We start from the raw sequence: 13,217 nt of genomic DNA, 5'->3' as shown, positions 1-13,217 counted from the left end.
GTTCACATGAAAAAAATTAATAGACCATGCTAGAGATACGCCATCTACGCACCTTGAGCGCCTTGCGCTCGGCCGGCAGCCTGGTGCGCGCTGCCCAGTTGCTCAACCTGACCCAGTCGGCGTTGTCACATCAGATCAAATTGCTGGAAGATCGCTACGGCGGGCCGCTGTTTGAGCGCAAATCGGTGCCGATCGGCTTCACCGCCACCGGCTCGCGCCTGCTCAAGCTGGCCGATATGCTGTTGCCGGAAATTGAGACCGCAGAGCGCGAAGTTGCGCGCCTGATGCAGGGAGATACCGGCCAGTTACGGGTAGCGTTGGAGTGCCACACCTGCTTCGACTGGCTGATGCCGGTCATGGACGAGTTCCGCAAGCGCTGGCCCGAGGTGGAAATCGATCTGGTCTCCGGTTTTCATAGCGAACCGGCCGATTTGCTGCGCAGCGGCGAAGCCGATCTGGTGATCGGTTCGGCCTATGGCCCGGAATTCAGCACCTTCCCGCTATTCCGTTTTGAAATCCTGGTGGTGATGGCGCAGAAGCATCGGCTGGCGCAGCAGCGCCGCCTGAGCGCGGCCGATTTTGAAGGCGAAACCCTGATCACCTATCCGGTGCCGGAAGAGCGTATCGACCTGATCCGCGAAGTATTGAACCCGGCCAACGTCCACTTCCAGCGCCGCACGGCCGAGTTGACGGTGGCCGTGCTGCAATTGGTGGCAAGCCGTCGTGGCATTGCTGCGCTGCCCAATTGGGCCATCAAAAACTATGTCGATTACGACTATGTCATCGCCCGCCCGGTCGGTGAACAGGGCCTGTGGAGCGACTTGTTCGTCTCCGTGCCCGAGACGCAAAAGCACAAAGCCTACGTGCTCGATTTCGTCAACGTGATACGCGAGCAATGCGCTGCCTCGCTCGACGGTATCAAATTATTATCGTGACAAATAGTTATTGTTTCTGCAAAATATATACCGTGGGTTTGACGCGCATCAAAGTATGCGCTGAAACCCACGCATACGATTAGTGCCCGACTTGCAACTCTGGCGATTTTTCTCGCGGCAGCGCAGCATTGAAACCTGCCACGGCTAGCAGGTGGACAGCGTATGATAAAAGTTCGCGTTGTTGCTCAACTTAGCCGGCTCCGGCTGGCGCATTGGAGAATCAAATGGATGATGTAGTTATCGTTGCCGCTGGCCGTACCGGCGTGGGTAAATTTGGCGGCAGTCTGGCCAAGACCCCGGCCGCCGACTTGGGTGCGCATGTGATCAAGGGCCTGCTGGCCAAGAGCGGTATCGATCCTAACCTGATCAGCGAAGCCATCCTCGGCCAGGTGCTGACCGCCGGCGTCGGCCAGAATCCGGCGCGCCAGGCTGTCATCAAGGCTGGCCTGCCGAACACCATTCCCGGCTTCACCATCAACCATGTCTGCGGCTCCGGCTTGAAGGCCACCCACCTGGCGGCGCAAGCGCTGAAGGCGGGCGACTCGCAAATCATCATCGCCGGCGGCCAGGAAAACATGAGCGCCTCGCCGCACGTGATTCCCGGCTCGCGCGATGGTTTCCGCATGGGCGACTTCAAGGCGATCGACAGCATGATCGTTGACGGCCTGTGGGATGCGTTCAACCAGTACCACATGGGCACGACCGCCGAAAACGTCGCCAAGAAATACGAGATTTCGCGCGCCGAGCAGGACGAATTCGCGCTGCAATCGCAGTTGAAAGCGGAAGCCGCGCAAAAAGAAGGCAAGTTCAAGGATGAGATCCTGCCGCTGGAAATCGTCCAGAAGAAAGGCAGCTTCGTCTTCGACAGCGATGAGTACATCAAGCCAGGTTCGACGCTGGAAGGCCTGGCCGGCCTGCGTCCGGCCTTCGCCAAGGACGGCACCGTCACCGCCGGCAATGCCTCCGGCCTGAACGACGGCGCCGCCGCCGTCATCATGACCACCGCCAGCAAGGCCAAGGAACTGGGCCTGCCGGTGCTGGCCAAGATCAAGGCTTACGCGTCGTCCGGCCTGGACCCGGCCTTCATGGGCATGGGTCCGGTCACCGCGACCAAGCTGTGCCTGAAAAAAGCCGGCTGGACGCCGGATGATCTGGACCTGCTGGAAATCAACGAAGCCTTCGCCGCCCAGGCGGTGGCAGTCAACAAGGAAATGGGCTGGGATACCAGCAAGATCAACGTCAACGGCGGCGCGATCGCCATTGGCCACCCGATCGGCGCGTCCGGCGCCCGTATCCTGGTGACGCTGATTCACGAAATGATTCGTCGTGACGCTAAAAAAGGCCTGGCCTCGCTGTGCATCGGCGGCGGCATGGGCGTGGCGCTGGCGATTGAACGCGCTTAATTTATAAAAAAAGCGGCCCGGCCCAAGGCCGGGCCAACTTCGAATGTTGGCATCAAACGAGGGGACAATTATGGCAAGAGTAGCATTGGTAACCGGTGGCATGGGTGGTCTGGGCGAAGCAATCAGTTATAAGTTGTCTGCCTTGGGCTATTGCGTGGTCACCACGTATTCCCCGGGCAATCCGAAAGTTGAACAATGGCTGGCCACGACCCGTGACCAGGGTTATAACTTCCGCGCCTATCCGTGCGACGTGGCGGACTACGACTCGGCCCAGGCCTGCATCGCGGCGATCGAGAAAGACATCGGTCCGGTGGACGTGCTGGTGAATAACGCCGGCATCACGCGCGATATGACCTTCAAGAAGATGGACAAGGTGAATTGGGACGCGGTCATGAAGACCAACCTGGATTCCGTGTTCAATATGACCAAGCCGGTGTGCGACGGCATGATTGAGCGCGGCTGGGGTCGCATCATCAATATTTCGTCGGTCAACGGCCAGAAGGGCGCGTTCGGCCAGACCAACTATTCGGCGGCCAAGGCCGGCATGCACGGTTTCACCAAGGCGCTGGCCCTGGAAGTGGCCAAAAAAGGCGTGACCGTCAACACCATCTCGCCGGGCTACATCGGCACCAAGATGGTGATGGAGATTCCGCAGGATGTGCTGGATAGCAAAATCATCCCGCAGATTCCGATGGGCCGTCTGGGCAAGCCGGACGAGGTGGCGGGCCTGGTGGCCTACCTGTCGTCCGATGAAGCGGCGTTCGTGACCGGCGCCAATATCGCCATCAACGGCGGCCAGCATATGTCCTAACCCGCAAAGCGGACACGAGGGTCTGGCCCCGTACGGGGTCAGACCCTTTTCGCTGTATTGTGGGTTGGCGGTACAATCTGGCTATCACAGCCAAAGGACCGCCTCCATGTTCGACCCTGCCTCCACCCTGTTCCCGCCGATTACGCCGTCCCGCCACGGCATGCTGGCGGTGGACGACCTGCACACCATTTACTGGGAAGAAGTCGGCAATCCGGACGGCATCCCGGTGATCTTCCTGCATGGCGGCCCTGGCGCCGGGCTGTCGCCGGCGCACCGCCGCTTCTTCGATCCCGAGCAATACCGCGTGATCCTGTTCGACCAGCGCGGCGCCGGCAAGTCGACGCCGGTGGGCGAGTGCCGCAACAACACCACCCAGCTGCTGATCGAGGACATCGAGCGCCTGCGCGTGATGGCCGGCATCGAGCAATGGCTGGTGTTCGGCGGCTCGTGGGGTTCGACGCTGGCGCTGGCCTACGGCGAGGCGCATCCGGAACGCTGCCTCGGCTTCGTGCTGCGCGGCATCTTCCTGTGCACGCAAAAGGAAATCGACTGGTTCCTCGACGGCGCCCAATGGTTCCATCCTGAAATTCACGCCGAATTCATCGCGCCGATTCCGGAAGCCGAACGCGGCAACCTGCTGCAAGCCTACGTGCAGCGCATCATGAGCGACGACCCGGCCGTGCACTGGCCGGCGGTGCGCGCCTGGAGCCGCTTCGAAGGCCGCCGCGTGTTCCTGCTGCCGCAGCCGGACGACGCGCCATCCGATTCGCTGGACCTGGGCATCGGCCGCCTGGAATCGCACTACATGGCCAACCTCGGCTTCTTCAGCGAGGACGAGTTGGTGCGCAACGTCAGCCGCATCGCCCACCTGCCGGTGGTCATCGTGCAGGGCCGATATGATGTGATCTGCCCGCCGGTATCGGCCTGGCGTTTGCATCAGGCCTGGCCCGGCTCGGTGCTGCACATGATCCCGGACGCCGGCCATGGCGCCATGGAAAAAGGCATTGCACAGGCGCTGGTCACTGCCACCGAACAGTTCAAGCGCAAGCGCGCGTTCGCCTGAAAATCAGCCCGTCAGAGACGCGGGCTGCTACACTGTAGACTAATCAATAAGAATAAATTGTATGGCCATCATGAACATTCAGACCGGGGATATCGGTCACATCATCCAGCTGGCGATTGCGCCGGTATTCCTGCTATCGGGCGTGTGCACCAACCTGATCGTGCTGACCAACCGGCTGGCGCGCATCATCGACCGCTCGCGCGTGCTGGAAGACCGGCTCGACGTCGCCTACAGCGATTCCTACCTGAATGAACTCGATGTGCTGTACGGCCGTTCGCACCTGATCAATATGTCGATCTTCCTGTCGACCGCCTGTGGGCTGTTTGTCTGCGTCATCGTGGTCATGCTGTTCCTCGGCGACATCACCAACCTCAGCCTCGACAAGTACATCGCCGGCACCTTCGTGGTGGCCGTGGCCTGTTTGGTCGGCAGCTTCGTTTCGCTGCTGCGCGAAATCTTTATTGCGTCGGCGTGGATGCGATCCCAGCGCCACGTCCGCCGCAAGCGTTAAACTTTTTTTGTGAGAACATCATGCACGACTATCAACGCCCGCCCACCCTGTACCGCTACGGCGTGCGCGAAGACCTGGAACTGGCGCTGACCCAGGGCCAGTTCATCCTCCGTCCCGCCTCCAGCTGCCTGACGCTGAGTTTTTCCCAGGCCTGGGACAGCAAGCTGTTCGAACTGTTCTCGTCGGATGCCTGCCTGATCGTCCACAACACCGAAGAATTCGGCGAACGCCTGCACCGCGCGGTGCAGCGTGCCTTGCCAAGCTGGGCCGGGATTGACGGCGCCGTCGAATACGGCACGCGCGCGGCGCTGGGCGCGGCTTTCACCAAGACCGCCGCTGAAGCTCAAGAACAGGAATGGCAGTTCGCCTGGCGCGCCATGCAGGCGAAACTGAGCCTGAATCCGGTGCTGATCAAGATCGGCAGCCTGGAAAACTTCGCCGAGCTGCGTTCGCAGGACACCTACCTCGCTTAGATAGCCAGCGCTCAGGGCTGCGGGATCGCTTCGACTTTCGGCGCGTCGCGGCGGTCCAGGCGCGCCAGCACGGCATTCATCATGCGTTCGATATCGTTGCGGACCATTTTGGAGCCGAGCAGGCTGGGGACGTAGAAGTTCGGCAGCAGCTTGCCGTGATAGATGATTTTGGTGCCGCCGGTTTCCGGGATCGGCACCAGCTCCCAGCGCGATTCATAGTGCTTCATGTCGCCGGAGATCAGCGAGATGTCGATCGACGACATCGGTTGTTCGACGGCGCGCACGATCAGGTGGATGGTGCGGCTCATGAACAGGAAGCGCGCCACGCCGAATTGTTCGATGATCACCTCACCGCCATTGCGCGACAACACCTTGGACGATTCCATCTCCGGCACGAATTCCGCCATGCGGTCGTAGCCGGTGAGGATGCGCCATACCTTGGGCAGTGGCGCGGCCACCGTGCCGGTGGCGTCCACTTCATACATATGTTGGCCGTCATGGTCGACGCGGTTGACCGATACTTCCAGTTTTGGCAATTCAAGCTTTGGTGCCTGCGCCATCACCGGGGCGGTCACACCCAACAACAAAAACACAAGGAATCGCATCATTTGGCCAGCGTACGGTAAAGGGTGGCAGAATACAAGCGCAGCACGCACGGACTTTTTAGTAGCCCAGGTCTAGAGAATTCGGATTTAATGCGGGCATTATGAAAACGACACCATACCCCCACCTGCTGGCGCCCCTCGATCTTGGCCATACGACGCTGCGCAACCGCGTCATGATGGGATCGATGCACACCGGCCTTGAAGACCGCTTCTATCACTACGGCAAACTGGCCGCATTTTATCGCGAACGCGCGCGTGGCGGCGTGGGTTTGATCGTCACCGGCGGCATCTCTCCCAACCGGTCCGGCTGGCTGCTCCCCTTTGGAGGTACGCTCAACTTCAAAGGCGATGTGATCAACCACCGGCGCGTGACCAAGGCGGTGCACGAGGAGGGCGGCAAGATCTTGATGCAGATTTTGCATGCCGGCCGCTATGGCTATCAGCCGCTGGTGGTGTCGGCCTCCGACAAGAAATCGCCGATCTCGCCGTTCAAGCCGCGCGCGCTGACCGAGGCCGGCATCGAAGACACCATCCGCGATTACGCCCGCTGCGCCAGACTGGCGCGCGAGGCCGGCTACGACGGCGTGGAGGTGATGGGCAGCGAAGGCTATCTGCTGAACCAGTTCCTGTGCGCGCGCACCAACCTGCGCACCGACCAGTGGGGCGGCAGCATCGAGAACCGCATGCGGCTGTCGGTGGAAATCGTCAAGCGCATCCGCGCGGAAGTCGGCAATGACTTCATCATCATGTACCGCCACTCGCTGCTGGACCTGGTCGAAGGCGGCAATACCTGGGACGATGTGGTGGCGGTGGCCAAGGCCTTGCAGCAGGCCGGCGTGTCGATCCTGAATACCGGCTACGGCTGGCACGAGGCGCGCGTGCCGACCATTGTCACCTCGGTGCCGCGCGGCGCCTTCGCCAGCCTGGCGGGCCGCCTGCGGCTGGAGGTCACGATCCCGGTGGTGGCGTCCAACCGCATCAACATGCCGGCCGAGGCGGAAGGCATTTTGCAGCGCGGCGAGGCGGACATGATTTCGATGGCGCGGCCGTTCCTGGCCGATTCGCATTTCGTGGTGAAAGCCGCCGAGGGCCGCGCCGATGAAATCAATACCTGCATCGGCTGCAACCAGGCCTGCCTGGATCACACCTTCTCGCGCCAGCGCGCCAGCTGCCTGGTGAATCCGCGCGCCTGCCACGAGACGGAACTGGTGTACGCGCCGACCGCGAAGAAGCGCCGCGTGGCGGTGGTGGGCGCCGGGCCGGCCGGCATGTCGGCGGCCACGGTGGCGGCGGAATGCGGGCACGATGTGACCTTGTTCGATGGCGCCGACAGCATCGGCGGCCAGTTCAAGATCGCCATGCAGGTGCCGGGCAAGGAGGAATTTTCCGAGACCATCCGCTACTTCGGGCGCAAGATCGAGATCACCGGCGTCAAGCTGCAACTGAACACGCGCGTGACGCGCGAACAGCTGCTGGCCGGCGGCTATGACGATGTGATCGTCGCCACCGGCATCAAGGTGCGCAAGCCGCCGATCGACGGCATCGATCATCCGAAGGTGCTGTCCTACCTGAACGTGTTGCGCGACAAGGCGCCGGTGGGCAAGCGCGTGGCGATCATCGGCGCCGGCGGCATCGGTTTCGATATGGGCGAATATCTGCTGCACGATCCTAAACATCCGCTGCCGCTGGCGCTGGATGTCTGGGCCAGGGAATGGGGCGTCAGCATGAAGGGTGATACGCCGGGCGGCCTGGTGCCGGCGGAACAGCCGGAGCCGGTGCGCCAGCTGTATCTGTTGCAGCGCAAGACCTCGCGCCTGGGCGCGGGCCTGGGCAAGACGTCCGGCTGGGTGCACCGCGCGGTGCTGGCGCGCAATGGCGTGGTGATGCTGGGCGGCGTGCAGTATGACCGCATCGACGACCAGGGTTTGCACATCACGGTGGGCGGCAAACAGCGCTTGCTGTCGGTGGATAATGTGGTGATCTGCGCCGGCCAGGATAGCCTGGTGGAGCTGATGCCGAGCGAGGAAGAAGCCAAGGCGAATGCGCAATGGCCACGCTTCCACAAGATCGGCGGCGCCGCGCTGGCGGCGGAGCTGGACGCCAAGCGCGCCATCAAGGAAGGCGCCGAGCTGGCTGCGGCGCTCTAGCAGCGAACAGCTAGCAGGTGATCTCGGCGCTGCGCTTGGCCAGGTACTTCAGCACCGCGTGCGTCTTGCTCAGGCGATCGATCGCCTCGTTCATCTGCGGTATATAGCTATTGAAGGACGAGGCTTTCGGCACCGCGATCACCGCCGGTTCGGCGTTGACCGGGCGCGTCGTCACCACCCATTTGCTGGCGCCGGGGAACAGGCAATTCAGGCGGGTTTCCAGCTGCTGCGGGGTGCGGTTGTTATCGACGAGCACCGCGTCCACGCGGCCGTTGTCGAGCATCTTGAAGCGGCTCGCGAGCGTGATGGCATTTTCCTCGACAGTGAAGGTCTTGCCGCGCTGGGCCTCGAACTCGGGGCCGAACTGGGCGCCGCTGGTAATCGAGATCACCTTGCCGCGCAAGTCTTCCCAGCTGCGGAAATCGATCGGCCGCTGCGCCGTCGTCACCAGCCACTGGTTGACCTCATACAGCGGCTTGGTGAAGCTGAAGAAGGGGAGGCGTTCCGGGGTTTCGGCGGCGCCGAACAGCAGGCCTTCGCCTTTCTTCGCCTTCATCTGCGCGCGGCGCCACGGATAGGGATGCACCACCAGCTTCAGCCCCGATTCAGCCGCCAGCAGATCGATGAGGCCGCTCATGGTCACCATGCCCACGGACGGCTGGCCATTCGGTTCCAGCTGCTCGGGGATGAAGACCGGGATCTCCGGCCGTTCGTCGGACTGGGTGGCCGATTGGGCTGGCGTCACTACACTCAAGACGGTGAACGCCAACAAGGCAAATACAGTTTTTTTCATCAGTGCGCGTGGTCGGTTTTCTTGAGCGTGTCTATCACGTAGGCGGTCATGCCCTTGGCCAGTTCCTGCTCGCCCATGAAGATTTCGCCGGCGCGTTCGCTGCGCAGCAGGTCGGCCTCGGCGTCGTTATGGGTGCGTACCACGGTCTTGATGGTGGGATTGAGCGCGCGCGCGGTTTCGATCATGGCGCGCACGTGGAAGGTATCCGGCGTAGCGATCACCAGCATCGCTGCATGGGCGATGTGGGCCTGGATCAGCACCGCCGGCTCGCCGGCATTGCCCGCAACCGCCGGCGTGCCTTCCTTGCGCAGCTGGTCGACCACTTCGCGGTTCTGCTCCGCTACCACGTAAGGAATGCCTCGCTCCTTCAGCGAGGCGGCGATGCGGCGGCCTACGCGGCCGTAACCCACCAGCACCACCTGGTCGCGCAGGTGCTCGTGCGGCACGTTCATCGGCAGCTCGGCCAGCGGGTCGGCGGTGCGGTCGAATTTGGCGGCCAGGCCGTGGTCCTTGCTCAACCAGCGTTCCAGCGGCTGGGTGATGCGGAACACCACCGGGTTCAGGGCGATGGAGATGATGGCGCCGGCCAGGATCAGGCTCTGGCCCTCCACCGGCATCAGTTTCAGCGACACGCCCAGCGCGGCCAGGATGAAGGAGAACTCGCCGATCTGCGCCAGGCTGGCCGACACCATCAGCGCGGTCTTGGCCGGGTAGCGCAGCAGCAGCACCAGCAGGAAGGCCGCCACCGATTTGCCGACGATGATGATGGCCACCACCGCCAGCAGCTTGAGTGGCTGCTCGGTCAGGATCGACGGCTCGAACAGCATGCCGACCGAAACGAAGAACAGCACCGCGAAGGCATCGCGCAGCGGCAGCGATTCTTCGGCGGCGCGGTGCGCCAGTGCCGATTCGCGCAGCACCATGCCGGCAAAGAAGGAGCCCAGCGCGAACGACACGCCGAAGTAGTGGGTCGAAGCGTAGGCGATACCGACGGCGGCGGCGATCACGCACAGCGTGAACAGTTCGCGCGAACCGGTGCGCGCCACTTGCCACAGAATCCACGGGAACAGCTTGCGGCCCACCACCAGCATCAGCACGATGAAGGCGGCGACCTGGCCGAGGGTGATGGCCAGCGTGGTCCACAGGTTGCCGCTGCCGCCGCCATGGCCGCCGGCGGCATCGATTACTTCCCCGCCGAGCGAGCCGGCCAGCGCCGGCAGCAGCACCAGTACCAGCACCGTCACCAGGTCTTCCACCACCAGCCAGCCGACCGCGATGCGGCCGTTGAAGCTATCGAGGATGCCGCGTTCTTCCAGTGCGCGCAGCAGCACCACGGTGCTGGCCACGGACAGCGCCAGGCCGAATACCAGGCCGCCGCCGATGGTCCAGCCCCAGAAGTGGGCCAGTCCCATGCCCAGCGCGGTGGCGACGGCGATCTGCAGGATGGCGCCGGGCAGCGCCACCTTGCGCACGTCCCACAGGTCATCCAGCGAGAAGTGCAGGCCGACGCCGAACATCATCAGCATCACGCCGATTTCGGCCAGCTGGCCGGCCAGGGCGGCATCCGCCACGTAGCCCGGCGTGGCCGGACCAATGATAATGCCCGCAGCGAGATAACCCACCAGCGCCGGCAGCTTGAGGCGCGTTGCAAGATAACCGAACAGGAGACCAGCTCCCAGTGCGGCGGCGATCGTGGTAATCAGGCTGATATTGTGGGGCATGCGTGGGGGGATCCTTCAAAAATGGTAAGGGAAACCCTGAGATTAACATACGCTGTCCGCCAGCCTGCCAAAACGGTATCGTTGCTTAAAAATCTAGTTGGGATTACGCTTGGCGCATGAAGAAAATCTTAGCCATTCTTATCCTGGCCGGCGCGCTGGCGCCGTTGCATGCGCAGGACAACGGCGCACTGTGGAAAAGCACGCTGGCGCAACTCGAAGCCTCGCGCAAATGGGCGGCTGGCGAGATTGAGACGGTCAGTGACGTTGACAAGGACGGCGTAGTGAAACACGAGGTGTCCAGCATGCGGCTGCGCGGCTGGGAGAAGGGCAAGCCGGCGTATGCGCTGGTGCGCCAGGAGCCGCCGGATGAGAAAAAGTCGGCGGCGGACCTGAGCTTCCTGGATAAATTCAACACGTTGTCAGAGGAGGCGACGGCCAACACGCCGACGCGCACCGACGGCCAGTCGCTGGACGGCGTCCCTTGCACCGTGTTTGAGAGCCGGGCTGACCAGGCTTTGCAAAAAGCCACAATGAAGCTGTGGGTGGATCCTGCCTCGGGCGCGCCGCGCCAGATGGTGGTCACCGTGCACGCGCCGTTGATGATGGATGCCACCATCATCACGCGCTATACCACCGGCGCGCAAGGACAGCCGCTGGCCGGCGTGATCGACTACGCGTTTGAGATCCTGATGCCGTTCAGGCACTCCAAAGCGCGCATCAAGCAGACCAACAGCGGCTGGGTAGCACGGCCGGCCAATTAAGCCAGTGCGGCCGGCTGCATGCGCATGCTGACGCCGAAGCGGTTGAAGGCGTTCATCAGCGCGACGGCGACGGTGATGTCGGCCAGTTCCTGTTCGCTCAGCACTGCCAGCGCGGCCTGGTAGTCGGCATCCGGCACCTTGCTTTGTTCGACGCGGGTGACCACTTCGGCCCAGGCCAGTGCGGCGCGTTCCTTGTCGCTGAACAGCGCGGCCGCTTCTTCCCACACCGGCACCAGCGCCACCTTGTCGATCTTGACGCCGTTCTTGAGCAGGTCGCGGGTGTGCATGTCGATGCAGTAGGCGCAGCCGTTGATCTGCGAGACGCGCAGGTTGACCAGTTCCAGCAGCTCGCCCGGCAGCGCCGACGAGACATAGTCCTTGACGGCGCCGAAGCCTTTGTAGGCGGCGGGGGCAAATTTGAATACTTCCAGACGCTTGCTCATGATGATGTCCTTGGTGGGTTACGATGGAATCATTGTGCGCTTTCATGGACCATGCAGGAAGGGCCATAAATAGGCATTTGAACTAGGCCATGATTTTCAAAATGCTCTTGCCCAGTTCACGTGCGCGTTCCGGCGTATCGATATTGGTAAAGGCCAGCAGCAGCGCCGAGGCGGACGCCGTATGCGGCAGCACGCCGCGCTCGGACAGCGCCAGCGCCGACATGCCATGTTCGATCATGCGTTGCGCCAGCGCGCGGTCGGTGTGGCGGCCTTTCATGCGCAGCACCAGATGCATGCCGCCCGGTTGCGGCTCGACCTGCATATGCTTGCCCAGCACCGACGACAGGCCGTCGGCGGTGATCTGGCGGCGCTCGGCGTACAGCCGGCGCATGCGCTGGATGTGGCGGGCGAAGTGGCCTTCGTTCATGAAGTCGGTGACGATGTGCTGCATCAGCGCCGGCCCGGCCATGGCGAGGGTGCGGCTGATGTGGTCAAAACGCGGCACCTGCGCCGGCGGCACCACCAGGTAGGCCAGCCGCAGCGCCGGGAACAGCACCTTGCTGAAGGTGCCGGAGTACAGCACGCGGCCATTGCGGTCCAGGCTTTGCAGCGCCGGCAGCGGGCGGCTGACGTAGCGGTATTCGCCGTCGTAGTCGTCTTCCACGATCCAGGCGCCGGCTTGCGCAGCCCAGTCCAGCAACGCCAGACGGCGTGGCAGCGACAACGAGACGCACAGCGGGCTTTGATGCGCGGGCGTGACGACGGCGGCCTGTGCGCGCGGCGCGGTGGCGATGCCGTGCGCCACCATCAGGCCATCGGCATCCACCTGTACCGGTACGGGCTGCATGCCGGTTTCGCGTAGCAGGTCGCTGGTGGGCGGATAGCCGGGATCTTCAACCCACACGCTGTCGCCGGGCTTGAGCAGGGCGCGCGTGATGAGTTCCATGCTGTTGCGGTAGCCGCTGGTGATGAACACCTGCGACGGCGTGCAGTGAATGCCGCGCGCGAGTTGCAGATAGGTGGCGATGGCGATGCGCAGTTCCGGCAGGCCGGCCCAGGCGGGGTAGATCATGTCCTGCGGCTGCATGGCGCGTGCCGCGCGTGCGGCCAGCCGTGCCCATACCTTGCGCGGGAAAGCGTCCAGCGCCGGAATGCCCATCTGGAACGGCTTGGTGGACGAGGCGGCGTCGCCCAGCTGGCTGTGCGCGGGTGCGAGGGCGGGCGTGGCGCGGGCCGCCGGTGCCGAGGCCGGCGATGACGAAGGCACGGTCCCGGCCGGACGTCGCGCCAAGGCCGGCGTCACCACCGTGCCAGCCTGTCCGCGCGCCTCCACATAGCCTTCCGCCGTCAGCAGCGCATAGGCCGATTCCACCGTACCGCGCGCCAGCCCCAATTCCACCGCCAACGCCCGTGCAGCCGGAATGCGATCCCCCGGCTGCAACAAGCCATCCGCAATCGCGCCGCGAAAACGCGTATAAATCTGCCGATAAAGCGGCTCAGCCGCGCTGCTGTCCAGCCGAAGAAAATCCATGACTGGCTCTGCGCGCCGTG

The 13,217-nt window shown here is 63.2% G+C and carries 13 protein-coding genes; 8 read left to right on the top strand and 5 right to left on the bottom strand.

Annotated elements, in window-relative coordinates; all coding sequences use genetic code 11:
• The first annotated feature begins 26 nt into the window (after positions 1 to 26).
• From GTP69_RS11655 to GTP69_RS11630, 6 genes are all read left to right on the top strand, one after another.
• Positions 27 to 935 carry a LysR family transcriptional regulator gene (locus tag GTP69_RS11655; protein ID WP_161055061.1) on the top strand — a complete coding sequence of 303 codons (909 nt, stop codon included), beginning with the start codon at positions 27 to 29 and terminating at the stop codon, positions 933 to 935.
• A 224-nt stretch (positions 936 to 1,159) separates the two neighbouring features.
• Positions 1,160 to 2,338 carry an acetyl-CoA C-acetyltransferase gene (locus GTP69_RS11650; protein WP_161043296.1) on the top strand — a complete coding sequence of 393 codons (1,179 nt, stop codon included), beginning with the start codon at positions 1,160 to 1,162 and terminating at the stop codon, positions 2,336 to 2,338.
• A 70-nt stretch (positions 2,339 to 2,408) separates the two neighbouring features.
• Positions 2,409 to 3,149, top strand: coding sequence for an acetoacetyl-CoA reductase (gene phbB / locus GTP69_RS11645; RefSeq protein ID WP_161055060.1), 741 nt, complete (start codon positions 2,409 to 2,411; stop codon positions 3,147 to 3,149).
• A 106-nt stretch (positions 3,150 to 3,255) separates the two neighbouring features.
• Complete coding sequence (pip, locus tag GTP69_RS11640; RefSeq protein ID WP_161055059.1) at positions 3,256 to 4,212, top strand: prolyl aminopeptidase; 957 nt, start codon at positions 3,256 to 3,258, stop codon at positions 4,210 to 4,212.
• A 70-nt stretch (positions 4,213 to 4,282) separates the two neighbouring features.
• On the top strand, positions 4,283 to 4,723 hold the full coding sequence (locus GTP69_RS11635) for a DUF2721 domain-containing protein (protein ID WP_161055058.1): 441 nt from the start codon (positions 4,283 to 4,285) through the stop codon (positions 4,721 to 4,723).
• 20 nt (positions 4,724 to 4,743) lie between these two features.
• A complete protein-coding gene (locus tag GTP69_RS11630; RefSeq protein WP_161055057.1) occupies positions 4,744 to 5,196 on the top strand; it encodes a hypothetical protein in 453 nt (150 codons plus the stop codon).
• Between the two features lie 11 nt (positions 5,197 to 5,207).
• Here the strand turns inward: GTP69_RS11630 and GTP69_RS11625 are convergent, their stop codons facing one another.
• A complete protein-coding gene (locus GTP69_RS11625; protein ID WP_229260904.1) occupies positions 5,208 to 5,804 on the bottom strand; it encodes an SRPBCC family protein in 597 nt (198 codons plus the stop codon).
• Between the two features lie 98 nt (positions 5,805 to 5,902).
• On the opposite strand from GTP69_RS11625, the gene GTP69_RS11620 reads away from it, so the two are divergent.
• Positions 5,903 to 7,948 (top strand): NADPH-dependent 2,4-dienoyl-CoA reductase, encoded by a 2,046-nt coding sequence (locus GTP69_RS11620; RefSeq protein ID WP_161055056.1) that lies wholly within the window; start codon positions 5,903 to 5,905, stop codon positions 7,946 to 7,948.
• A gap of 10 nt (positions 7,949 to 7,958) precedes the next feature.
• Here GTP69_RS11620 and GTP69_RS11615 read toward each other — a convergent pair whose 3' ends face one another.
• Both GTP69_RS11615 and GTP69_RS11610 read right to left on the bottom strand, forming a co-directional pair.
• The gene (locus GTP69_RS11615; protein ID WP_161055055.1) at positions 7,959 to 8,741 is read right to left on the bottom strand and encodes a substrate-binding periplasmic protein; all 783 of its coding nucleotides are present in this window, start codon (positions 8,739 to 8,741) and stop codon (positions 7,959 to 7,961) included.
• Positions 8,741 to 10,462, bottom strand: coding sequence for a cation:proton antiporter domain-containing protein (locus tag GTP69_RS11610; protein WP_161055054.1), 1,722 nt, complete (start codon positions 10,460 to 10,462; stop codon positions 8,741 to 8,743). The genes GTP69_RS11615 and GTP69_RS11610 overlap by 1 nt, the downstream gene beginning before the upstream one ends.
• Positions 10,463 to 10,578: 116 nt before the next feature.
• Between GTP69_RS11610 and GTP69_RS11605 the strand changes: the two genes are divergently transcribed.
• A complete protein-coding gene (locus GTP69_RS11605) occupies positions 10,579 to 11,223 on the top strand; it encodes a hypothetical protein (protein ID WP_161055053.1) in 645 nt (214 codons plus the stop codon).
• Here the strand turns inward: GTP69_RS11605 and GTP69_RS11600 are convergent.
• Positions 11,220 to 11,666, bottom strand: coding sequence for a carboxymuconolactone decarboxylase family protein (locus GTP69_RS11600; protein WP_161055052.1), 447 nt, complete (start codon positions 11,664 to 11,666; stop codon positions 11,220 to 11,222). The two genes, GTP69_RS11605 and GTP69_RS11600, sit on opposite strands and share 4 nt — an antisense overlap.
• Before the next feature lie 82 nt (positions 11,667 to 11,748).
• On the bottom strand, positions 11,749 to 13,197 hold the full coding sequence (gene pdxR / locus GTP69_RS11595) for a MocR-like pyridoxine biosynthesis transcription factor PdxR (protein ID WP_161055051.1): 1,449 nt from the start codon (positions 13,195 to 13,197) through the stop codon (positions 11,749 to 11,751).
• Positions 13,198 to 13,217 lie beyond the last annotated feature (20 nt).

Origin of the sequence: Duganella levis (assembly GCF_009857605.1) — a bacterium.
Taxonomy (GTDB): domain Bacteria; phylum Pseudomonadota; class Gammaproteobacteria; order Burkholderiales; family Burkholderiaceae_D; genus Rugamonas; species Rugamonas levis.
The sequence above is the reverse complement of the archived record's forward strand: the minus strand, read 5'-3'. Positions and strand labels throughout refer to the sequence as shown.

Bases quoted from the DNA above. Each gene is read 5' to 3' on its own strand.
- GTP69_RS11655 (WP_161055061.1), top strand. From the start codon at position 27: ATGCTAGAGATACGCCATCTACGCACCTTGAGCGCCTTGCGCTCGGCC.
- GTP69_RS11650 (WP_161043296.1), top strand. From the start codon at position 1,160: ATGGATGATGTAGTTATCGTTGCCGCTGGCCGTACCGGCGTGGGTAAA.
- phbB (WP_161055060.1), top strand. From the start codon at position 2,409: ATGGCAAGAGTAGCATTGGTAACCGGTGGCATGGGTGGTCTGGGCGAA.
- pip (WP_161055059.1), top strand. From the start codon at position 3,256: ATGTTCGACCCTGCCTCCACCCTGTTCCCGCCGATTACGCCGTCCCGC.
- GTP69_RS11635 (WP_161055058.1), top strand. From the start codon at position 4,283: ATGAACATTCAGACCGGGGATATCGGTCACATCATCCAGCTGGCGATT.
- GTP69_RS11630 (WP_161055057.1), top strand. From the start codon at position 4,744: ATGCACGACTATCAACGCCCGCCCACCCTGTACCGCTACGGCGTGCGC.
- GTP69_RS11625 (WP_229260904.1), bottom strand. From the start codon at position 5,804: ATGATGCGATTCCTTGTGTTTTTGTTGTTGGGTGTGACCGCCCCGGTG.
- GTP69_RS11620 (WP_161055056.1), top strand. From the start codon at position 5,903: ATGAAAACGACACCATACCCCCACCTGCTGGCGCCCCTCGATCTTGGC.
- GTP69_RS11615 (WP_161055055.1), bottom strand. From the start codon at position 8,741: ATGAAAAAAACTGTATTTGCCTTGTTGGCGTTCACCGTCTTGAGTGTA.
- GTP69_RS11610 (WP_161055054.1), bottom strand. From the start codon at position 10,462: ATGCCCCACAATATCAGCCTGATTACCACGATCGCCGCCGCACTGGGA.
- GTP69_RS11605 (WP_161055053.1), top strand. From the start codon at position 10,579: ATGAAGAAAATCTTAGCCATTCTTATCCTGGCCGGCGCGCTGGCGCCG.
- GTP69_RS11600 (WP_161055052.1), bottom strand. From the start codon at position 11,666: ATGAGCAAGCGTCTGGAAGTATTCAAATTTGCCCCCGCCGCCTACAAA.
- pdxR (WP_161055051.1), bottom strand. From the start codon at position 13,197: ATGGATTTTCTTCGGCTGGACAGCAGCGCGGCTGAGCCGCTTTATCGG.